Origin of the sequence: Actinoalloteichus sp. AHMU CJ021 (assembly GCF_002895405.1) — a bacterium.
Lineage (GTDB): Bacteria > Actinomycetota > Actinomycetes > Mycobacteriales > Pseudonocardiaceae > Actinoalloteichus_B > Actinoalloteichus_B caeruleus.
The window spans coordinates 1,575,977-1,597,751 of sequence record NZ_CP025990.1; the positions used below are offsets into that span (position 1 = coordinate 1,575,977).

Annotated in this window: 15 protein-coding genes; 3 read left to right on the plus strand and 12 right to left on the minus strand. The window is 71.8% G+C overall.

Going from position 1 to position 21,775, the window contains the following annotated elements:
* Positions 1–67: 67 nt before the first annotated feature.
* From cimA to C1701_RS06485, 8 genes are all read right to left on the minus strand, one after another.
* Entirely contained in the window at positions 68–1,735 is a 1,668-nt protein-coding gene (gene cimA, locus C1701_RS06445; protein WP_103055677.1) for a citramalate synthase, read from the minus strand.
* Positions 1,736–2,363: 628 nt separating this feature from the next.
* Positions 2,364–3,428 carry a 3-isopropylmalate dehydrogenase gene (locus tag C1701_RS06450; RefSeq protein ID WP_026417148.1) on the minus strand — a complete coding sequence of 355 codons (1,065 nt, stop codon included), beginning with the start codon at positions 3,426–3,428 and terminating at the stop codon, positions 2,364–2,366.
* A 252-nt stretch (positions 3,429–3,680) separates the two neighbouring features.
* Positions 3,681–6,983 (minus strand): S8 family serine peptidase, encoded by a 3,303-nt coding sequence (locus C1701_RS06455; protein WP_337662168.1) that lies wholly within the window; start codon positions 6,981–6,983, stop codon positions 3,681–3,683.
* A gap of 874 nt (positions 6,984–7,857) precedes the next feature.
* A complete protein-coding gene (serA, locus tag C1701_RS06465; RefSeq protein ID WP_443098146.1) occupies positions 7,858–9,462 on the minus strand; it encodes a phosphoglycerate dehydrogenase in 1,605 nt (534 codons plus the stop codon).
* A gap of 216 nt (positions 9,463–9,678) precedes the next feature.
* Positions 9,679–9,945, minus strand: a complete 267-nt coding sequence (locus C1701_RS06470; RefSeq protein WP_081715185.1) for a DUF397 domain-containing protein — start codon at positions 9,943–9,945, stop codon at positions 9,679–9,681.
* A gap of 168 nt (positions 9,946–10,113) precedes the next feature.
* Positions 10,114–11,127, minus strand: a complete 1,014-nt coding sequence (gene ilvC / locus C1701_RS06475; protein WP_026417153.1) for a ketol-acid reductoisomerase — start codon at positions 11,125–11,127, stop codon at positions 10,114–10,116.
* A 58-nt stretch (positions 11,128–11,185) separates the two neighbouring features.
* Positions 11,186–11,692, minus strand: a complete 507-nt coding sequence (gene ilvN / locus C1701_RS06480; RefSeq protein WP_016697868.1) for an acetolactate synthase small subunit — start codon at positions 11,690–11,692, stop codon at positions 11,186–11,188.
* 61 nt (positions 11,693–11,753) lie between these two features.
* Positions 11,754–13,499 (minus strand): acetolactate synthase large subunit, encoded by a 1,746-nt coding sequence (locus C1701_RS06485; protein WP_051313418.1) that lies wholly within the window; start codon positions 13,497–13,499, stop codon positions 11,754–11,756.
* A 558-nt stretch (positions 13,500–14,057) separates the two neighbouring features.
* Here C1701_RS06485 and C1701_RS06490 point away from each other — a divergent pair.
* Together C1701_RS06490 and ilvD are read left to right on the plus strand one after the other, a co-directional pair.
* Positions 14,058–14,636 (plus strand): PH domain-containing protein, encoded by a 579-nt coding sequence (locus C1701_RS06490; RefSeq protein ID WP_030146978.1) that lies wholly within the window; start codon positions 14,058–14,060, stop codon positions 14,634–14,636.
* Positions 14,637–14,974: 338 nt separating this feature from the next.
* A complete protein-coding gene (gene ilvD / locus C1701_RS06495; protein ID WP_030104017.1) occupies positions 14,975–16,819 on the plus strand; it encodes a dihydroxy-acid dehydratase in 1,845 nt (614 codons plus the stop codon).
* 105 nt (positions 16,820–16,924) lie between these two features.
* On the opposite strand, the gene C1701_RS06500 is transcribed toward ilvD, so the two are convergent.
* Together C1701_RS06500 and C1701_RS06505 are read right to left on the minus strand one after the other, a co-directional pair.
* Complete coding sequence (locus C1701_RS06500) at positions 16,925–17,545, minus strand: DoxX family protein (RefSeq protein ID WP_051313257.1); 621 nt, start codon at positions 17,543–17,545, stop codon at positions 16,925–16,927.
* 36 nt (positions 17,546–17,581) lie between these two features.
* Positions 17,582–18,493, minus strand: a complete 912-nt coding sequence (locus C1701_RS06505) for a 2-hydroxyacid dehydrogenase (RefSeq protein WP_081715187.1) — start codon at positions 18,491–18,493, stop codon at positions 17,582–17,584.
* 126 nt (positions 18,494–18,619) lie between these two features.
* Here C1701_RS06505 and C1701_RS06510 point away from each other — a divergent pair, with 126 nt between their 5' ends.
* The gene (locus tag C1701_RS06510; protein WP_035273159.1) at positions 18,620–19,804 is read left to right on the plus strand and encodes a PQQ-dependent sugar dehydrogenase; all 1,185 of its coding nucleotides are present in this window, start codon (positions 18,620–18,622) and stop codon (positions 19,802–19,804) included.
* A gap of 192 nt (positions 19,805–19,996) precedes the next feature.
* Here the strand turns inward: C1701_RS06510 and gatB are convergent, their stop codons facing one another.
* On the minus strand, positions 19,997–21,502 hold the full coding sequence (gene gatB, locus C1701_RS06515; protein WP_103055681.1) for an Asp-tRNA(Asn)/Glu-tRNA(Gln) amidotransferase subunit GatB: 1,506 nt from the start codon (positions 21,500–21,502) through the stop codon (positions 19,997–19,999).
* Entirely contained in the window at positions 21,499–21,738 is a 240-nt protein-coding gene (locus C1701_RS06520; protein ID WP_030104022.1) for a hypothetical protein, read from the minus strand. The genes gatB and C1701_RS06520 overlap by 4 nt, the downstream gene beginning before the upstream one ends.
* Between the last annotated feature and the right edge of the window lie 37 nt (positions 21,739–21,775).

Below are 21,775 nucleotides of genomic sequence, written 5' to 3' on the forward strand. Positions count from 1 at the left end.
GTTCCAAGTGCTGGCACGACCTGCACACCGTAGGACAGCGCGCCGGCGCCGCCCACGGCCGCCACGTCTAGCCCACCGGCTGGCGCGTCGACCGGTAGACGAGCGCGTCGCACAGCGCGAGCCAGCTGGCCTCGACGATGTTCCCGTGCACCCCGACCGTCGTCCACTCCCGCTCGCCGTCGGTGGAGTTCACCAACACCCTGGTGACGGCGCCGGCGCCCCCCTCGGCGACCGCGTCCTCGGTGAGAATGCGGACCTTGTAGTCCACGAGTTCCACCTCGTCCACCCAGGGCAGTCGGCCGGCGAGTGCCTTGCGGAGCGCGGCGTCGAGCGCCTGGACCGGGCCGGTGCCCTCGGCGGTCGCGATCACCCGCTCGCCCTCGACGTGCATGCGCACCGTCGCCTCGGCCACCACGGTCCCGTCCGAGTGGTGGTCGAGGACGACCCGGTAGGACTCGAGGCGGAACGGCTGTTCCAGCGGGGCAGTGGCGCGCTCGGCGCCGCCGGCCAGCTCCTCGTGCTGGTCCCGGTCCAGTTCGCCCCGGAGCAGCAGTTCGAGCGAGGCGTCGGCCGACTCGAAGGACCAGCCCCTGGCCTCCAGCTCCTTGACCCGGCGCACGGTGCGCCCCACCGCGTCGGAGCGGCCGGCCAGCGACAGCCCGAACTCGCGTCCCTTGAGTTCGATGCTGGACCGGCCGGCCATCTCCGTGACCAGGACCCGCATCCGGTTGCCGACCACCTCGGGGTCGAGGTGGTTGTACAGCTCGGGATCCACCTTGATCGCGCTCGCGTGCAGCCCCGCCTTGTGGGCGAAGGCCGAGGACCCGACGTAGGCCTGGTGGGTGTCGGGCACGAGGTTGGCGATCTCGGCGATGGCGTGCGAGACCCTGGACAGCTCCGCCAGCCGGCCCGGGGGCAGGGCGGGGACGTCCATCTTGGTGACGAGGTTGCCGAGGACGGCGAAGAGGTCCGCGTTGCCGGCGCGTTCCCCGTAGCCGTTCGCCGTGCACTGCACGTGGCTGGCGCCGGACCGGACGGCGGCCAGCGAGTTGGCCACCGCGCAGGAGGTGTCGTCCTGGCAGTGGATGCCGACCCGGAACCCGGTGCGGTCCACCACCTCGGCCACCGCCTCCCCGATCCGACCGGGCAGCCAGCCGCCGTTGGTGTCGCAGAGCACCGCCACGTCCGCGCCGGCCTCCACGGCGGCGGTGAGCACGCCGAGGGCGCAGTCGGGGTCGTGGGCGTAGCCGTCGAAGAAGTGCTCGGCGTCCACGAAGACCCGCCGGCCCTCGGAGACCAGGTGCCGCACCGTGTCGGCGACCATCGCCTCGTTCTCGGCGACATCCGTGCGCAGCGCCCGTTCGATGTGGCGGCGGTCGGCCTTGGCCACGAGGGTGACCACCGGCGTCCGCGCGTCGAGCAACGCGGCGACCTGCTGGTCCTCCGCGACCGGCACCCCGGGGCGCCGGGTGGCCCCGAAGGCGACGAGCACCGCGTGCCGCAGCGGCAGTTCGCCCGAGGCCGCCCTGGCGAAGAACTCGGTGTCCTTGGGGAGGGCGCCCGGCCAGCCGCCCTCGATGAAGCCCACTCCGAGCGAGTCCAGCAGGCGAGCGACCGCCAGTTTGTCGTTCACCGAGTAGGAGATGCCCTCGCGCTGCGCGCCGTCACGCAGCGTCGTGTCGTAGACGTGGAACGAGTCACCGAGGGGCGTTGCTGCCGGGGCGAAGCGGGTCACGGGGAACTCCTGCCGTGCTCATCAGGGATCGCGGTTCGGGTTCTGCTGCGGTCAGGGCCGGGAAAAACAAAAGACCCCTCGCCGGAATGCGAGAGGTCTGCGCGCCGAGGTGCTTGTGCAAGCACTTACTCGGCGCGCCGGGGAATAATGATCACGCTGCGGTGAGACATGCGCAGCATGATGTCACACGGAGTGCTCGGGGTCCACATGGGGGTCACGAGTTCCCAGTATCCGGGAGGCGGGTCGCGTCGGTCCCGGCGGAGGTGGCGGGGGTGCCTCTCTCGGCGGGCGAACGCGTCCGGTGCCCGCGCGCCCACGGGACGAGAACCACCGGGGCCGCCGGCCGGCGGCCACCTCGAACGGAGCTGCTCGCTCGACGGGCGGGTGTCGGCCCGGCTCCGCGGCTGGCCGGCGTGAGCGGGTTGGCCGTGGTCGACGACGGGCGGTCGGGCTGGTCGCCACGACGGGGATTCCCGGGGACGCCGCCGGGGTGCCGAACGCGGTGATCCGGTCATGGTGGTCACGTCGGACGAGCCGGGTGGCGTGGCGTGGGGCCGGCGACGACCAGCCCCGGCATCACGGCCGGGGCGCGGTCCGTCCCCGGCGGCGCCGGGGACGGACCCGCCGATCACGCGCTCGGCGGCAGCTCGACCGAGCGCGAGACCCGGTCGTTGGACGAGACCAGCGCGGCCAACCGGTCACCGATGGCGTAGGTGGCACCGGGGGACGCGTGGTCGCGGGTGGCGAGGTCGAAGGCCACCGAGGCCTCGATGCGCTTCGCCGACTCGCGGTAGCCGAGGTGGTCGAGCATCAGCGCGACCGAGAGCACCGCGGCGGTGGGGTCGGCCACGCCCTGGCCCGCGATGTCCGGAGCGCTGCCGTGCACCGGCTCGAACATGCTGGGGTTGCGCCGGGTGACGTCGAGGTTCCCGCTCGCGGCCAGGCCGATGCCCCCGGTGACCGCCGCCGCGAGGTCGGTGAGGATGTCCCCGAAGAGGTTGTCCGTCACGATGACGTCGTACCGGCTCGGGTCGGTCACCATGTGGATGGTCACCGAGTCGACGTGCTGGTAGCTGACCGACACCTCGGGGTGCTGGAGGGAGATCTCCTCCACCACCCGGGACCACAGCGAACCGGCGTGGGTCAGGACGTTGGTCTTGTGCACGAGGGTGAGGTGCTTGCGCGGCCGACCAGCGGCACGCGCGAAGGCGTCCCGCACCACACGCTCCACGCCGAAGGAGGTGTTGATGCTCACCTCGGTGGCCACCTCGTGCGGCGTGTCCTTGCGCAGGAGCCCGCCGTTGCCGGCGTAGAGTCCCTCCGTCCCCTCGCGCACCACCACCATGTCGATGTCGGACGGATCCGCCAACGGCGACCGCACGCCCGGGTACAGGCGGGCCGGTCGCAGGTTGACGTGGTGGTCGAGCTCGAAGCGGAGGCGCAGCAACAGGCCGCGCTCGAGGATGCCACTGGGTACCGACGGGTCGCCGACCGCGCCGAGCAGGATCGCGTCGTGCTGCCGCAGTTCGGTGAGCACCGACTCGGGTAGCAGTTCCCCGGTGGAGTGCCAGCGCGCCGCCCCGAGATCGTAACGAACGATCTCGGCATCCGGAACAACCTCGCCGAGCACCTTCAACGCCTCGGCGACGACCTCGGGCCCGATCCCGTCGCCTGGGATCACAGCGAGCCGCATCCACACACCTCCTGGGTCGCGATCCCATTTCACGGGACCATTTCGCACCGCGCAGGCTACCTGCCCGGCAATTGCCACTCACATACCGGACACCCGTTCGAGGTGATCTTTCCCGCGCCGCGGGCGATCACTCGACCAACAATCCCCCTTCCGAGTTAACACAGCAAGGGTGCTCGGGCCCGCGACCGGACCCGAGCACCCCCGCCGGGTGAGAGTGGCGGCCGCTGGGGGACCGTCCACTCGGTCAGGTGATCAGGACACGATCGGCGGGGTGCTGCCGACCGTCACGACCTGTGCCCGCTGGCCACTCGCGTTGTGCTGGTGCAGCAGGAGGAGGCTGGCGTCCCCGGCCACCTCCGCGTCCCGGTTGACCACCAGGGCGGTTCCGGGCCTCGCGTGGTAGGACACCGCCGCGTCGCCGCCACCCTGCACCCACAGGCCCGGGTTGAGCGGGTCGAAGGCCATCGGCTCGTCGATGAGGTCGATCAGGGTGGACCCCGCCTCGTACTGGCCGTACCGCCCGGAGACCCCCGCCGTGTAGGACAGCGGGGCGGCCTCGGCGGTGGGGTCGATCCCCAACGCCGCCAGCGACACCGGCAGCACCAGCACGTTGGTGTCGAAGACGTTGGTGTCCACGTCACCGAACCGCGTGTTGACCGGCTGGACGTCGACCACCGGGTGGTTGGGGGCGTTGAGGTCGACGGTCGCCGCGACCAGCACGTCGCTGCTGGTGTACTTGGTCACGTAGGTCTCGAAGTCCGGCACCCCGTCACCGTCGACGTCGATGTCCACGAAGGGCGTCGTGTTGCTCCCGACGTTGTACCAGTTGCTCCACGTCGTGATGCCGAAGGCGAGCATCGCCGACTCCGGCCGCCCCTGGGCCACGGCGAGCGGAGCGGTGGAGGTCGCGCCCACGTACCGGAGGTCACCGCCCTTGGCGGTCTCGTTGACCGTGCAGCCGACGACGACCTCCTCGGTGCACTCGGGGAGCCGAGGGCTCTCCCCGTGGAGCTCGAGCGCGGTGACCAGCGAGCGGTAGGCCTCGCTGCCCTCACCCTGGTCGAGGCCCGTGCCGGTCAGGTTCAGCACCCCCTGGTCGGCGCCCTCGGGCACGCGGACCCAGGACGAGGCCTGGATCTCGGCGACCGGCTTCGGCGCCGCGTACACCGGCACCCGCAGGTCGACGCCGTTGCGGCTCTTGGGCGTCAGCAGCAACCGACCCGAGGCGTCGGAGACGTACTGGCGGGCCTCGCCGGCCTGCTCCAGGGCGATGGTCGGATCGGCGGTCCTGGTCAGGGCCGAGGGATCGTCGATCCTCAGGGTCACGTCCAGCCGGACCTGGCCCCCGGGCGGGACCGTGACGTTGCGGCGGGACAGCTCGTAGCGGACGCCGGGGATCTCGGTGGCGGCCTCGTAGGACACGTCGTAGCTCTCGGCCCGGCCGCCCTTGTTCTCGATCTTGACGGTCTTGCTCCGCGCGATGGGGCCGGCGACCTCGACCACGCCGAACGACACGCTCACCGCGCCGGGGTCGTCCTCGACGTAGGCGAGGACCTGGTTGTCCAGGGCGGCGGCCGCGTCGATGCGCCCGGAACCGACACGGTTGGGCCCGTAGACGGTCCCCTCCGCGCCACCGGTGGTGATGTCCGCGCCGGCGGTGTTCATCAGCGCGGCCTTGATCTCCTCGGGCGTCCAGTCCGGACGGGTCTCGCGGAGCATCGCGGCGACACCGGTGGTGTGCGGCGCGGCCATCGACGTTCCGCTGAGGACTGCGGGCTTGTCGCCGCTGCCCGAGAGCGCGGAGGCGATGGTGTCACCGGGGGCGGCGATGTCCGGCTTGACGACCGGACCACGTGTCCCCCGCGAGGTGCTGGGGCTCGGGGTGTCGGTGAGGGCCTCGTCGTAGGTCTTCACCGAGGTGCGCAGCTCCTCGGCGAACCGCATCTCCAGCTCGCCGCTCTCCAGCGCCGGCCGCAGCCGCTCGGTCGCGGTCCCGGTGAACTGGATGACGGGGATCCCGGCGTTGCCGGCGATGCCGGCCGAGAAGTGCTCCTCGGTGGAGGAGAAGATGGCCCCGGCGGCCCCGGCGGCCTCCGCGTTGTCCGTGCGGCCGGCGGACCCGCAGCGCCGGGTGCTGTCGTCGTCGTCCCACTCCAGCCAGGCGATCTTGCCCGCGACCTCGGCCGCGTCGGCCTCGGAGAACGGCTGGCAGCCGTCGAGGTTGGACTCGGTGGTCAACGCCACGACCGGCGCGGTCAGGTCGAGGCCGGCGTAACCGGCGTAGTCCTGGCTGTACTGGCCCGCGTAGTCGCCGGCCACCGACTCGGGGGCCGTGGCGCGCGCGCCGTCCCGCAGGACGTAGGAGTCACGCGTGTTGGCGACGGTGATCGCCTCGGCGGTGTTCCCGGGCGAGCCACCGATGTCGTAGAGGTCGGAGCCGTTGCCGGCCGAGAAGACCGTGACGACGCCGTGCTGGTTCAGCTTGCGGACGAACAGGCTGTTGGGGTCGTCCGGCGCGCCGTAGTTGCTCCCCAGCGAGAGGTTGACGATGTCCAGCCGGTCGCCGAAGTCGCCGTCCTGGTCGGGGTCCAGCGCCCAGTCCAGGGCCTGGGCGGTGACCGCGGTCGATCCGGCGCAGCCGAAGACCTTGATCGAGTAGATCAGCGCCTCGGGCGCGGTGCCCGGTCCGATGCGCATCTCGTCGAGTGCCTCGGGAGTCAGCTCGGAGTAGTCGCCGTCGAAGGTGCTCCCGTCGGCGTTGACCCCGAAACCGGCGGCGCTACCGGCCACGTGGGTGCCGTGCCGGCCGCAGGAGATCGGGTTGTCGTCCGGTTTCGGCGTGTTCAGCGCCGGATCGGCGCTGCTCGCGTCGTAGTCGTCCCCGACGAGGTCGATACCACCGACGACCTTGTCCGTGGGGTAGTACGCGGGGTCGGCGACGTCCCGGTCGACGGCCTCGTAGGCCTCGCGGGTACCCGGCCCGCCGAACATGGCGTGGGTGTAGTCCACGCCGTCGTCGATGATGCCGATCCGGATGCCCTCACCGAAGCGCCCGGTGTTCTGCCAGGCCTTGACGGTGTTGGTGAGGGCGGTGGCGGTGGAGTTGGTGCGTTCCTCCGGCGTGATCTGCCGGATCGACCGGACGTCCTCCCGTTCGGCGAGCTGGCGAACCCGCTCGGCGTCGGCGGTGACCGCCACCCCCGGGACGGCGTTCGAGGTCGTGTAGAGCACCTGGGCGCCCTGGTCGCGGGCGGCCAGGTCGTCCACCACGATGTCCGCGGTGCGCTCGGTGCGGGTCCTGGCGCGGACGGCGGCGTCCTGCGCCGCGTCGTCCCCCGCCCCCGCCTGCTGCTGCTCGACGAAGACGTCGACGGCGGCCCGGCTCTCCAGCTCGATGAAGACCGAGATGTCGCCGGCCGCGGCGGCCACGGCGGGCGCCACCTTGTCCAGCGGCGTGTCCGTCGAGCCGCCGGCTGCGGCGGCGAGGCCGTCGGCCAGCGGCAGGTCGGTCTCCACCGAGTCCTGCGCGACCGCGGTTCCACTCAGGCCGGTCACCGCCAGGACGGCGGTGAGCGCCACGGCGGACCGCGCCCCCCGCCGTGGTCCGGCGGCGGCGGAACCCGTCCGGGCTCTCAGCCCTGTTCTTCGGGTACGACTCACTCTGGATACCCCTAGCGAGGCCTTCTCCGACCATCGCCAGTTCGCGACGTGTTACGACGTCGTTCCCGAACGGACGCCCTCGTCAGCGGGAACTGGCCCGGCGTCGCGCCCTCTACGACACCTGGTCCTGCCTCAAGGAGGGAACTTAACGCGATTGCCAGGCCCTTCAGCTACGCCGAAAGGGTGAATACTCCACACTGATTTGAACAGAATTGTCACGGCTTGAGGCAGAATCCGTGGCACAGCCGGCCACCGGGTGATCACGGTAGTGGGAGCGAGGACGACCGGAACTGGTCGAGCGCCGGACCGCCCCTCACCCGGTGGTGGGGCCGCTCTCGGGGCACGCGCCGAAGGGGGGCCACCCGGTCGGCCGAGCCGGCGACGACCGCGCAGCTCACGGCGGGCGGCGCGACGACCGCGCCGCGCCGCGCCCAGGAGCGGGCGCAGCCGAGGCTGGCGTGGTGGGCGACGACCTCCACCGGCCGCTCGACCGAAGAGGACACCGCGCTGACCGGGGCGGGGCGAGCGGGAACCCGCCATCTCGTCACACCGACCCGGCGCGGGCGGTCCCGGGCGGGCGGCCGTGACCGCCGCCGCGCGGTCCGACTAAACCGCGCCCGCGACGGCATGGCGGCGCCGGCGACGGACCGGCCCTGGGTGCCGGGGCCACGCGTCGCCGGAGAAGGTGCCCGGGCGGGGGACGCGTCCACTCGCGGACCGCGAGTCCCGGCCGGGACGGCAGTCCCGCCCCCGCCCAGGCGGCCCGGTCTCAGTCGAAGGACACCGCGTGCACGGTGCGGGCGCCGATGGCGGCGCCGGTGGGCTCCAGGACGTTGCCGGTCACGGGGCGGTCCACCCGGAGGAGCATCGTGGCGTCGGTGCCCTCCGTGGTCTGCGAGATCTGCGCGGCCTCGATGTTCACCCCGGCCTCGCCGAGCAGCGTGCCCACGGTGCCCATCACGCCGGGCCGGTCGCTGTACTCCAGCAACACGATGTTGCCCTCGGCGCGGAGGTCGAAGTGGCGGCCGTTGATCTCCACGAGCTTCTCCACCTGCCCCCGGCCGGTCAGCGTGCCCGAGACGCTCAGGGAGGAGCCGTCGGGCAGCGCGGCCCGGAGGGTCACCAGGCTGCGGTGGTTCGCGCTCTCGCTCTCCTTGCGCACGTCCACGGCCACGCCCAGTTCGGCGGCGAGCCGAGGCGCGTTCACGAAGGTGACCTGGCTCTCGACCACCTTGGAGAACACGCCCCGCAGGGCCGCGAGCGGCAGGACGCTGACGTCCTCGGCCGCGAGCTCGCCCCGCACCTCGACGGTCACCGAGGCGGGGGAGGCGGCGGCCAACGCCGTCAGCACGACCCCGAGCTTCTGGGTCAGCGGCAGGTAGGGCCGGACCTCCTCCCCCACCGCGCCCTCGGTCTGCACGTTCACCGCGTCCGGCACGAAGTCGCCGCGCAGGGCGAGCAGCACCGAGCGCGCCACGTCCGTCCCGGCGCGGTCCTGCGCCTCGGCGGTCGAGGCGCCCAGGTGCGGGGTCACCACGACCTGGGGCAGCTCGAAGAGGGGGCTCCGCGTGATCGGCTCCGTCGAGAAGACGTCGACGCCCGCGCCACCCACCTGACCGGACCGCACGGCCTCGGCCAGGGCGTCCTCGTCGACCAGGCCGCCCCTGGCGGCGTTGACCAGCAGCACGCCCTTCTTGGTCCGGGCCAGTTGCTCCGCACCGATCAACCCCTTGGTCTCGGGGGTCTTGGGCAGGTGGATCGAGATCGCTTCGGCGCGGGAGAGCAACTCGTCGAGGCTCACCAGCTCGATACCGAGCTGCGCGGCCCTGGCCGCCGAGACGTAGGGGTCGTAGGCGATCAGCTCGGTGTCGAAGGCGGCCAGCCGCTGCGCGACGAGCTGACCGATCTTGCCGAGGCCGACGACACCGACGGTCTTGCCCCGCAGCTCCACCCCGGAGAAGGAGCTGCGCTTCCAGGCGCCACCACGAAGGCTGGCATCGGCCGCCGGGATCCGGCGCGCGACGGAGAGCAGCAGCGCCACGGCGTGCTCCGCGGCCGAGACGATGTTGGAGGTCGGGGCGTTGACGACCATGACGCCACGCTCGGTGGCGGCGGGGACGTCGACGTTGTCGAGACCGACGCCCGCCCTGGCCACCACCTTCAGCCTGGTGCTCGCGGACAGCACCTCCGCGTCGACCTTGGTCGCGGAACGCACGAGCAACGCGTCCGCCTCGGCCACCGCGGACAGCAGCGCCGGCCGGTCGGTCCCGTCGACGTGACGGACCTCGACCTCGTCACCAAGCGCTTCCACCGCCGAAGGAGCCAGCTTCTCGGCGATCAGGGCAACAGGACGGCTGGGGGTGCTCACAGACATGCTCCAGGGTTGCGATCCTCGGCCACCCCGTCGGTGGAGCGGCACGGGCAGCTTAGCCCGAGCTTGTGAAAGGATTCTCAAAGGGTGACGGAGCTGACTGCCCACAACCACGACCCGTCCACATGCCGGGACGAACGACGGGGAGAACCGGACTCCCAACCGGAAACGGGACGGACCACGCCCTCCCACTCCCTGGGAAACCCGGCCGGCCGCCGATCACGGTTCGTCGAACTCGCCGTCCTTGGCGCCCTCCACGAAGGCGTCCCACTCGGCCTGGGTGAACACGAGCACGGGCCCCTCCGGGTCGGCTCCGTTGCGCATGAGGATGTACTCCTCGACGAAGGCGATCTCCACGCCCTTCTGGTCGTCGTCCTCCGTGCTGGTGATCCACTCCGCGTTGGAGATGTCCAGCTTGCCCCGGACATGCGCCTTGTCGTCGTAGATCGGGACCTCGTTGCCCTCGCGCTGGATCTCGTGACTCACCGGGCACTCTCCCTGCGTTGGCGGTGGAGGACGTCCTCGGGACGGCCCACCGGAGCTGTCACCTTGCGCGACGAACCGTATACCCGCAGGAGATGGCTCCCGCACGAGGTGCCGGCGGTCCGGGGGTGACCACCCGTCCGGACCGCCGGCTGATGACCACGACCGGGGTCAGTTGGTCTCGGTGATCGGGCGGTCCACCCAGGACATCAGGCCGCGCAGCTTCTTGCCGACCTCCTCGATCGGGTGAGCTTCGCCCTCGGCCCGCAGGCGCTTGAAGTTCGGGCGCCCGGCCTCCTCCTCCGCGACCAGTTCCTTCGCGAAGGTCCCGTCCTGGATCTCCCCCAGGATGCGGCGCATCTCCTCCTTGACCGCCGGCGAGATGACCCGGGGACCCCGCGTCAGGTCGCCGTACTCGGCGGTGTCGGAGATCGAGTACCGCATCCGGGAGAGGCCACCCTCGTAGAGCAGGTCGACGATGAGCTTCAGCTCGTGCAGGACCTCGAAGTAGGCGATCTCCGGCTGGTAACCGGCCTCGGTCAGCGTCTCGAACCCGGCCTGGATCAGCGCCGTGGTCCCCCCGCAGAGGACGACCTGCTCACCGAAGAGGTCGGTCTCGGTCTCCTCCTTGAAGGTCGTCTTGATGACACCGGCGCGGGTGCCGCCGACGCCCTTCGCCCAGGCGAGGGCGAGGGCCTGCGCGTTGCCGGTGGCGTCCTGCTCCACGGCGATGAGCGCGGGCACGCCCTTGCCGTCGACGAACTGCCGGCGCACCAGGTGACCGGGGCCCTTCGGCGCGACCATCGCCACGTCCACGTCCGCCGGGGGGGTGATGAGCCCGTAGCGGATGGACAGGCCGTGCCCGAAGAACAACGCGTCGCCGGGCTTGAGGTTGGGAGCGATGTCCTTCTCGTAGATCCCGGCCTGGAGGTGGTCGGGAGCCAGGATCATGATCACGTCGGCCTCGGCGGCGGCCTCCGAGGTCGTCACGACCCGGAGCCCCTCCTCCTCGGCCTTCACCCGCGACTTCGAGCCCTCGGCGAGGCCGATGCGGACGTCGACGCCGGAGTCGCGCAGGCTCAACGCGTGGGCGTGGCCCTGGCTGCCGTAGCCGATGACGGCGACCTTCCTGGCCTGGAGCACCCCGAGGTCGGCGGCGTCGTCATAGAAAATCTCGGCACTCATTCCTGGTTCCTTCTCTGTGGTGTTCTGTGGTGTGCTTCCACGAGCGCGAGCGGTCGGCTCAGCGCACCGCGGAGGCGGTGATGGACCGCGCCCCCCGACCGAGCGCGACCATGCCCGACCGGACCATCTCGCGGACGCCGTAGGGTTCGAGCATCCGCAGCAGCGCGTCCAGTTTGTCCGCCGTCCCGGTGGCCTCCACCGTCACGGCCTCCGGCGCGACGTCGACGACCTTGGCGCGGAAGAGCTGCACGGTCTCGAGGACCTGCGTGCGCACCGTGGCGTCGGCGCGGACCTTGACCAGCAGCAGTTCACGCTGCACCGAGGCCACCGGATCCAGTTCGACGATCTTGATCACGTTGACCAGCTTGTTGAGCTGCTTCGTGACCTGTTCGAGCGGCAACTCGTCCACCGCGACGACGATCGTCATCCGGGAGATGTGCGGGTACTCGGTCTCCCCCACGGCGAGCGACTCGATGTTGAAGCCCCGTCGGGAGAACAGGCCGGCCACCCTGGCCAGCACACCCGGCTTGTTCTCCACCAGCACGCTGAGCGTGTGCCGACTCATCTGCCCTGCTCCTGTTCCTCGGAATCCCGTCCGGCTGTCCGACCGTGGCGCGTGTGCCGGCTCATACGTCCGACTCGTCGAAGTCCGGCCGGATGCCCCGGGCCGCCTGGACCTCGTCGTTGCCCGCGCCAGGGCCGATCATCGGCCACACCTGGGCGTCCTTGCCGACGACGAAGTCGAGCACGACGGGGCGGTCGTTGATCTCCAGCGCGCTGGTGATCGTCGCGTCGACCTCCTCCCGGGACTCGCAGCGGAACGCGGCGCAGCCCAGTGCCTCCCCGAGCTGGACGAAGTCCGGGATGCGGTGCTTGTGGGTGCCCAGGTCGGTGTTGGAGTAGCGCTCCGAGTAGAACAGGCTCTGCCACTGGCGGACCATGCCCAGGTTCCCGTTGTTGATGACGGCGACCTTGATCGGGATCCCCTCGATCGCGCAGGTCGCCAGTTCCTGGTTGGTCATCTGGAAACAACCGTCGCCGTCGATCGCCCACACCTCGGTGTCCGGCCGGCCCATCTTGGCGCCCATCGCCGCCGGCACCGCGTACCCCATCGTGCCGAGGCCGCCCGAGTTGATCCAGCTGCGGGGCGACTCGTACCGGATGAACTGCGCCGCCCACATCTGGTGCTGCCCGACGCCGGCCGTGTACACGGCGTCGGGCCCCACGAGCGCACCGATCCGCTCGATCACGTACTGCGGCGACAGGGTCCCGTCGGCCGGCCACTCGTAGCCGAGCGGGAACCGCTGCTGCCAGTTCGCGACCTGGGCGCGCCACGGGGCGAGGTCCGCCCGTCCGCCGTGGTCGAACTCGTCCCGCAGCGCGTCGAGGAGGTCGACGATCACCTCCCGGCAGTCACCGACGATGGGCACGTCGGCACGGCGGTTCTTCGAGATCTCGGCCGGATCGATGTCGGCGTGGATGACCTGCGCCTCGGGCGCGAAGGAGGAGAGCCGGCCGGTGACCCGGTCGTCGAAACGGGCTCCGAGCGCGATCAACAGGTCCGCCCGCTGCATGGCGGTGACCGCCGAGACCGTGCCGTGCATCCCGGGCATGCCCAGGTGCAGGGGGTGCGAGTCCGGGAAGGCCCCCCGGGCCATCAGGGTGGTGACGACCGGGATCCCGGTCAGGTCGACCAGGTCGCGCAGCTGCGCGACGGCCTCGGCCTTGAGCACGCCACCGCCCACGTACAGCACAGGTCGGCGGGCGGCGCTGATCATCCTGGCCGCCTCGCGCACCTGCTTGCCGTGCGGACGCGAGGTGGGGCGGTAGCCGGGCAGCTTCATCTCCGGCGGCCACGCGAAGGAGGTGGTCTCCTGGAGGACGTCCTTCGGGATGTCCACGAGGACCGGCCCCGGGCGTCCCGTGGAGGCGAGGTGGAACGCCTCCGCGATCGTCCTGGGGATGTCGGCGGGGTCGGTGACCAGGAAGTTGTGCTTGGTCACGGGCTGCGTGATCCCGCAGATGTCCGCCTCCTGGAAGGCGTCGGTGCCGATCAGGCCGCGCGTCTGCTGGCCGGTGATCGCCACGACCGGGACGGAGTCCATGTTCGCGTCCGCGAGGGGCGTGACGAGGTTGGTGGCGCCGGGACCCGAGGTGGCCATGCACACCCCGACCCGCCCGGTGGCCTGCGCGTAACCGGTCGCGGCGTGACCGGCGCCCTGCTCGTGGCGCACGAGCACGTGGCGCACCTTCCGCGAGTCCAGCAGCGGGTCGTAGGCCGGGAGGATGGTGCCGCCGGGGATTCCGAAGACGACCTCGCAGCCCACCTCCTCCAGGGACCGGACGAGCGACTGGGCGCCCGTCACCTGCACGGGCGCGCCGGTGGGCGGCGCCGGCTTGGGCCTGGCCGGACCGGCGGGGGCCGGAGCCGGGGCTGGTCGTGCGTTGGCGCTGGTCATGTGCTCTGCCTCGTTGATCTCGAGAGTGCGGGGCCGTCAAACAAAAAACCCCCGGTAGCCCCGGAGGGCCACGCGAGGGTTGGCGCGTCGACGCTGCGATTCCCTAAGCGTCGACGCGCCAGGGAAGTACGAGAACGTCAATCAGTCGCAGCACGGGTCGTAGGTTGCCACAGTCGGTCAGTGGCGTCAACTCTGCGGGACACCGTCCCGAATGGTGGACACCACGGGCGGGAGGCGACTCGCCGACCTGCGCAAACTCCCCTCACCGGCAGTGAGGACGCTCCGCTGACCGGGCGACCCACTCATCCCCGGAAGGCCGAACCCGCTGCTGGACCAGTCGTGCGCCCCCGGGCGCACGCGGCACGTCGTCACCGCCCCCGGTGGTGTGCGTCGCGCAGGGGCGGGACGGGAGCACCGGGCGGGTCGGGACCAGGCCGTTCCCGGGCCCGGCACCGGTGGGAGTATCGGGGCATGAGCGCGGTGGACGAGAAGCAGCCAGCCGAGACGGACGTCGAGCGGAGGCCGGTGACGTTCCGCCTCTCCCCCGTGGCCTACCTCGGCATCGGATTCCTCGCGCTGTGCGCGACGCCGGTCGCCTTCGGGGCACCCGGCCTCCAGGTGGTCTACCTGGTCCCCCTGGCCCTGGCCTTCGCCCTGCACCGGTGGCGGACGGTCGCCACGACCTCCGGGCTGACGGTGTTCCGGATGATGGGCACCATCGAACTGCCCTGGTCCGAGGTGACCTCGCTGCGCATCGTCGGGGAGTCCACGGTGCGGGCGGTCCGGTCCGATGACTCGGAACTCCCACTGCCGGCCGTCCGGCCACGGGACCTCCCGCTGCTCTCCCTCGCCAGCGGCGGCCAGGTTCCCGACCCCCTCGCCGCCGCCGACACCGACACGAACACGTCCCCGGCGGGCGAGAACGCGGAGACCCCCGAGGCTCCGGCCGGCGACGCCGAGGCCTCCCCCACCGAGGGCGGCTCGGGCGAGGCCGACCCGGACTCCGCCGGGACCGCCCCGACCTCGAGGACCGGGGACTCCGGACGCTGAGAGCCCGCACCGGGCGCGACCGGCCAGGACGCCCCGCGCCCCGACCGGAGTAGTGTCGGGGACACCGCCCATCCACCACTGGGCTGTCGGTGACCGGCCGGTCGCCCCGGGTCACCACCCGGGCACGGGTCGGTGCGCGGCGGAAGAGCGACCCCCGGAGGGATCGCCGGTCACCGCGTCCGCTCATGGGTACCGCCCCGGCGGCGCGCCTGGCCCCACCCCCGCCCGGGGAGCCACCGCCCCAGTCCGACAGTTCGACACCGAGCCCACCTCCGGGCTCCCGGGCCGGCGAACACGTCGACCCGGACCACGACAGACGCTGGTTCCTGGGAGGAGCTGTGCCCCAACTCCGCTCCCGCACCACCACCCACGGCCGCAACGCCGCGGGGGCTCGTGCGCTGTGGCGTGCCACCGGCATGACCGACACCGACTTCGGCAAGCCGATCGTCGCCATCGCCAACTCGTACACCCAGTTCGTGCCCGGCCACGTGCACCTCAAGGACATGGGCGACCTGGTGGCCGGCGCCGTACGGGAGGCCGGCGGGGTCGCCAGGGAGTTCCACACCATCGCCGTCGACGACGGCATCGCGATGGGCCACAGCGGCATGCTCTACTCGCTGCCCTCCCGCGAGGTCATCGCCGACGCCGTCGAGTACATGGTCGAGGGACACCAGGCCGACGCGCTCGTCTGCATCTCCAACTGCGACAAGATCACGCCGGGCATGCTCAACGCGGCGATGCGGCTGAACATCCCCACCGTGTTCGTCTCCGGTGGTCCGATGGAGGCCGGCAAGGCCGTCGCCGTCGACGGTGTCACCCGGGCACCCACCGACCTGATCACGGCGATCTCGGCGTCGGCGAGCTCCGAGGTCGACGACGCCGGCCTCTCCGAGGTGGAACGCTCGGCCTGCCCGACCTGCGGCTCCTGCTCCGGCATGTTCACCGCGAACTCCATGAACTGCCTCACCGAGGCGCTGGGCCTCGCCCTGCCTGGCAACGGGTCGACCCTGGCCACCCACGCGGCCCGCCGGGAGCTGTTCCTGGCCGCCGGTCGCACCGTGGTCGAGATCTCCCGACGCTGGTACGAGCAGGACGACGACTCCGTCCTGCCCAGGTCGGTGGCCAGCAGGAAGGCCTTCGAGAACGCGATGGCCCTGGACATGGCGATGGGCGGCTCGACGAACACCGTGCTGCACATCCTGGCCGCCGCCCAGGAGGGCGAGGTCGACTTCGACCTCGCCGACATCGAGGCGATCAGCAGGCGGGTGCCCTGCCTGTCGAAGGTCAGCCCCAACTCCGACTACCACATGGAGGACGTGCACCGGGCGGGCGGCATCCCCGCCATCCTCGGTGAGCTGGACCGGGGTGGGATGCTCCACCGGGACGTGCGCTCGGTGCACTCGCCCACCCTGGCGAGCTGGCTCGCCGAGTGGGACATCCGCTCCGGCGAGGCGTCGGACCGCGCCGTCGAGCTCTTCCACGCCGCACCAGGCGGCGTGCGCACCACCAGGGCCTTCTCCACCGAGAACCGGTGGGTCTCCCTGGACACCGACGCCGAGGGCGGCTGCATCCGCGACGTCGAGCACGCCTACACCGCCGACGGTGGCCTCGCCGTGCTGCGCGGCAACCTCGCCGAGGACGGCGCCGTCATCAAGACCGCCGGGATCGACGAGGAGCTGTGGCGGTTCCAGGGGCCGGCCCGGGTGGTCGAGAGCCAGGAACAGGCGGTGTCGGCGATCCTGTCCCGTGAGATCCAGCCGGGAGAGGTGCTGGTCGTCCGGTACGAGGGGCCGGCCGGCGGCCCGGGGATGCAGGAGATGCTGCACCCGACCGCCTTCCTCAAGGGTTCCGGGCTCGGCAAGAAGTGCGCCCTGATCACCGATGGCCGCTTCTCCGGTGGTTCCTCGGGCATCTCCGTCGGCCACATCTCCCCGGAGGCCGCCGGTGGCGGGTTGATCGGCCTGGTGGAGAACGGTGACCAGGTCCTGATCGACGTGCGGGAACGCAGGTTGGACCTGCTCGTGGACGAGGCCGTCCTCGCCGAACGACGCGCCAAGATGGAGGCGTCCGAACGTCCGTGGCAGCCGGTGGACCGGCAGCGGAAGGTGTCCACGGCGCTGCGCGCGTACGCGCGGCTCGCGACGCCCGCCTCGATGGGCGCCGTGCGCGACCCGCGACTCTGAGCCCCCGCACCGGGCGAGGACCTGGAACGGCCCGGTCACCCATGATGGGTGACCGGGCCGTTCCTCGTGGTGGGGGGTGGACGGCGGCCGGGGCCGCCGACGGCGTCACCGGAAGACGAACAGCACGACGGCCGTGGCGATACCACCGAGCACCAGGAAGATCAGGGCCGTGCGGAACGGGAACCGGAAGTAGGGCCGCCCGCTGTCCAGGGAGAACCGCCCCGGCCCCGTGAAGACCAACGCGGCCGCGGCGGCGGCCAGCAGCAGCTTGTACTCGAAGCCCCCGGCCTGGGTCAGGAAGAAGCCCTCGTCGAAGGTGAACACCACCGACGCCACCGCGAGCCCGAGCAGCGGCACCGAGGCCAGCGAGGCCAGCAGACCGATGACCAGCAGCCCGCCGGCCACGATCTCGGTGATCGCCGTCGTCATGGCGAGCGCGTCGGTGTTGGTGAAGCCCATGTCGGCCAGGCTGTCCGCGAAGCCGTCGAGCCCCGGGGTGCCGGCCCAGGTGAAGAACTTCTCCAGTCCGTGCGCGATGAAGATTCCCCCCACCACCAGGCGGAGCAGGAGCAGACCGAAGGCCGGCCCCGGATCCGCGCCCGCGTGGTCCGCCGCGCCGGGAGCCCGCATCGGAGTGGTGTTACCGGAATCGCCATCGTTGTAGTGCACGAGGCCAGGGTAGACACCGGTGATCGGCGGTGGCGCGGAGAACCACCAGATCGCCATGAACCCGTGACGCCCCTCCGCCGGCCGGGCGAGGGGTCAGTAGGCGCCCCGCACGACGTTCGTCGGCTCCTCACCCGCCACGAAGAGCTCGATCTGCCGGGCGGCCACCGCCCAGCTCCGCTCCCGCGACCCGCTCACGCTGCCACCGACGTGGGGTGTCAGCACCAGCCCCGGTACCTCCCACAACGGGTGCCCCGCCGGCAGCGGCTCGGGGTCGGTCACGTCCAGGGCGGCGCGCAGCCGCCCCGAGGACAGCTCGGCGACCAACGCGTCGGTGTCCACCACCGGGCCCCTGGCGGCGTTGACCAGCACGGCGCCGTCCGGCATCGCGGCGAGGAACGCGGCGTCGACCAGCCCGGTGGTCTCGGGTGTCAGCGGCACCATCAGCACCACCGCGTCGTGCCGGGGGAGTTCCGCCGGCAGGGCGTCCAACCCGAGGACTCCCGCCCGTGGGGTGCGCGCCACGAAGGTGCAGCTGGCGTCGAAGGCGAGGAGCCGGCGTTCCAACTGCCTGCCGAGGTCCCCCGCACCCACGACGAGGACCCGCTTCCCCTGCACGGTCTCCGTCGGGTGGTAGTCCCACTCTCCCCGGGCCCGCGCGTCCTGGAACCGGGGCAGGTCGCGGTAGGTGGCCAGCAGCACCGCCATCGCCCACTCCGCGGTGCTCCCCCCGTGGGCGCCCCGACCGCTGGAGAGCGTGACCCCGGAGGGCAGTCGACCAGCCAGCGGCTCGACCCCCGCCGTCAACAGCTGCACCAACCGGAGCCTCGGTAGCCTCCCGACGAGGTCCAGCACCCCCTCCGCCGCGAGGAAACCGGGCACCAACACCTCCGCCTCGGCGGCCTCCGCCGGCAGCTCGGTGGACTTCGGGTCGAAGAGCACGGGGACGACACCGGGAACCCGGCCGAGGACCTCGGCGCCGAACGCGGTGGGAACCAGCACGGTCACAGTCACCCGAGCACCCTAACGAGTGAGCGGCGGGCTGACACCTCCGAGGATCGGCCGGGTTCAACGGGCGACCGCCGGGAGCACGCTCACCACGCGCTCACCGTCCAACGCCTAGGCTGCGTACCTATGCTCCGCAGCTCACGACCACCGCGTCCACGCCGCCAGGCGACGTGGGGCCTGCTGTGCGCACTGCTGGTGACCGCCGGCTGCGCCGACTTCTCGGAGCAGGACCAGCGAGGCGCCGAATGGTCGGAGCCGAGGACGCCGACCCCGGTGCAGCCCACCCCGTTCGACTCCACCCCGGAACGCCAGCGGCGGGACCAGCCGGACGAGTCGACTCCCGTGCCACCACCGGAGGGGTGCGTCGACCACCACGTCGCGGTCGTCGCCACCTGCCTCGACCCGGTCGGCGGCATCGCCGTGCTCCCCGACGGGGAGCACGCGCTCGTGGGTGAGGCCACCACCGGCCGGATCGTGCGGGTCGCCATCCAGGACGACCCGGAGCGCAAGGACCGGTACGAGGAGTTCGCCACCGTCGACGTCGACCCCTCCGGGGGCGGCCTGCTCGGGATCGCCCTCTCCCCGGACTACCTGGAGGACGAGCTCGTCTACGCCTACGTCAGCACCCCGGAGGACAACAGGGTGGTGCGCGTCGCGCGCGGGGACAGCCCGAGACCGGTTCTCACCGGGATCCCCCGCGGCGGGCCGGAGACCGGTGGGGCGCTCGCCCTCGACCCGGCTGGCGCGCTGCTCATCGCCACCGGGGCCCCCTCGGGTTCGGAAGCCACCGACCCCAGCTCCCCCGCCGGCAAACTGCTGCGCTTCACCCCGGGCACGGACACGCCCGAGGGAACGGCGGGCACGGCATCGCTGGCCGTCGCCAGCGGCCTGAGCTCCCCGCGCGGGATCTGCGTCGCACCCGAGACCGGTCAGACCTGGGTGACGGACCGGGCCGACGGGCTGGACCTGCTGCACCGGGTGGAGTTCGACGGCCCGCTCGGGGAGGCGGCGTGGAACTGGCCGGAGCGGCCCGGGGTCGCCGGGTGCGCGGCCTGGGAGGACATGGTGGTGGTCCTGCTCACCGAGGACTCGGCGGCGGCGAACTTCCCACTGGGCCCGGAGGGCGACTTCCTCGGTGCCCCCGAGCCGAACATGGTCGACCTCTTCGGCCGACTGGGGCCACTGGTGAGGAGCGGTCAGGACGAGATGTGGCTGGGCACCCGCAACAAGGAGGGTGGGGAACCGGAGTCGTCCGACGACCGCGTCCTGGTCACGATCCGGCCGGAGACCGCCGTGGGCGGTCAGGACTGATCGGACCCGGCAGCGGCCGGGGTCGCCCCCCTCGCCCGGGGCGGGACCACCCGGCCGGCCGGAGCCCTCGGGTGGCGGCCGGCCCCGAGATGCCGGCACCAGCCGGCTCGTCCACCGACGCCGCGCGGACGAACACCGGGCCGCGCCCCGGGCCACCGATCTCGGCGGTCGGGGCACGACCCGGCGACCGGCTCAGGTGGACACGGCCTCGACGACCAGCTCACGAACGCGTTTGGCATCAGCCTGGCCCTTGGTGGCCTTCATCACCGCGCCGACGATGGCCCCGGCGGCCTGGACCTTCCCGCCCCGGATCTTCTCGGCCACGTCCGGGTTGGCCGCCAACGCCGCCTCGACGGCGGTGCGCAGCGCCGACTCGTCCGAGACCACCTTCAGGCCACGGGCGGCGACGACCTCGTCGGGCTCGCCCTCACCGGCGAGGACACCGTCCACCGCCTGCCTGGCGAGTTTGTTGGTCAGGGTGCCCGTGGCGACCAGTTCGATGACCCTGGCCACCTGGACCGGCGTGATGGGCAACGCCGCCAGCTCCTCGCCCCGCAGGTTCGCCTGCTGGAGCAGGTAGGACACCCACCAGGACCGGGCCTCCGCCGAGGACGCGCCCGCCTCGACGGTCGCGGCGATGAGGTCGACGGCCCCCGCGTTCAGCAGGTCCCGCATCTCGGCGTCGGACAGGTCCCACTCCTGTTGGATGCGCCGACGGCGCTCCCACGGCAGCTCGGGCAGCGTGCCCCGCAGCTCCTCCACCCACTCCCGGGACGGCGCCACCGGCACCAGGTCGGGTTCGGGGAAGTAGCGGTAGTCCTCCGAGGTCTCCTTGCGACGGCCGGCCGAGGTGCTGCCACTGGACTCGTCGAAGTGGCGGGTCTCCTGCACGATCGATCCGCCACCCGAGAGCACGGCGCCCTGCCGGGACATCTCGAACCGCACCGCCCGCTCCACGCTGCGCAGCGAGTTCACGTTCTTCGTCTCGGTGCGGGTCCCGAAGGTGTCGCCACCCTTGGGCATCAGGGAGACGTTCGCGTCACACCGCAGCGAGCCCTGGTCCATGCGCACGTCGGAGACGTCGAGCGCGCGGAGCAGGTCACGCAGCGCGCTCACGTACGCCCTGGCGACCTCGGGTGCCCGCTCGCCGGCGCCGACGATCGGCTTGGTGACGATCTCGATGAGCGGAACACCGGCCCGGTTGTAGTCCAGCAGCGAGTGCGCCGCGCCGTGGATACGACCGGTGGCACCGCCGACGTGCAGCGACTTGCCGGTGTCCTCCTCCATGTGGGCCCGCTCGATGTCCACCCGGAAGGTCTCACCGTCCTCCAGCACGACGTCGAGGTAGCCGTCGAAGGCGATCGGCTCGTCGTACTGGGAGGTCTGGAAGTTCTTCGGCTGGTCCGGGTAGAAGTAGTTCTTCCTGGCGAACCGGCACCACTCGGCGATCTGGCAGTTCAACGCCAACCCGATGCGGATGGCCGACTCCACCGCCTTGCCGTTGACCACCGGCAGCGCGCCGGGGAGGCCGAGGCAGGTCGGGCACACCTGCGTGTTGGGCTCGCCACCGAAGTCGGTGGGGCAGCCGCAGAACATCTTGGTGTTCGTGGACAGCTCGACGTGCACCTCGAGCCCGAGGACCGGGTCGTAGGTGGCCAGGACGTCGTCGTAGTCCATCAGGTCAACGAGAGCGCTCACTTCTTCCTGCCCCTCCGCACGCTCCGGAACAGCAGGCCGGCGGAGGTCACCAGCGCCGCCAGGTGCAGCACGGCGTTGACCAGCGACAGCCGGTCCGACTCCTGCCGGGCCTTGCGCAGTTCCGACAGCGAACCCACCGCGCCGAACACCAGACCCCCGAGGTTGAACAGGATCTTGATCAGGCTCTGCCGCTCGTCGTCGTCCAGCTTGTCGGTTATCTCGCGGTCACCCGCCACTTGTGCGTCTCCTCATCCCATTCGGTCCGACTGTCGA

Bases quoted from the DNA above. Each gene is read 5' to 3' on its own strand.
- C1701_RS06450 (WP_026417148.1), bottom strand. From the start codon at position 3,428: ATGCGGCTCGCTGTGATCCCAGGCGACGGGATCGGGCCCGAGGTCGTC.
- serA (WP_443098146.1), bottom strand. From the start codon at position 9,462: ATGTCTGTGAGCACCCCCAGCCGTCCTGTTGCCCTGATCGCCGAGAAG.
- ilvC (WP_026417153.1), bottom strand. From the start codon at position 11,127: ATGAGTGCCGAGATTTTCTATGACGACGCCGCCGACCTCGGGGTGCTC.
- ilvN (WP_016697868.1), bottom strand. From the start codon at position 11,692: ATGAGTCGGCACACGCTCAGCGTGCTGGTGGAGAACAAGCCGGGTGTG.
- C1701_RS06490 (WP_030146978.1), top strand. From the start codon at position 14,058: ATGAGCGCGGTGGACGAGAAGCAGCCAGCCGAGACGGACGTCGAGCGG.
- C1701_RS06500 (WP_051313257.1), bottom strand. From the start codon at position 17,545: ATGGCGATCTGGTGGTTCTCCGCGCCACCGCCGATCACCGGTGTCTAC.
- C1701_RS06510 (WP_035273159.1), top strand. From the start codon at position 18,620: ATGCTCCGCAGCTCACGACCACCGCGTCCACGCCGCCAGGCGACGTGG.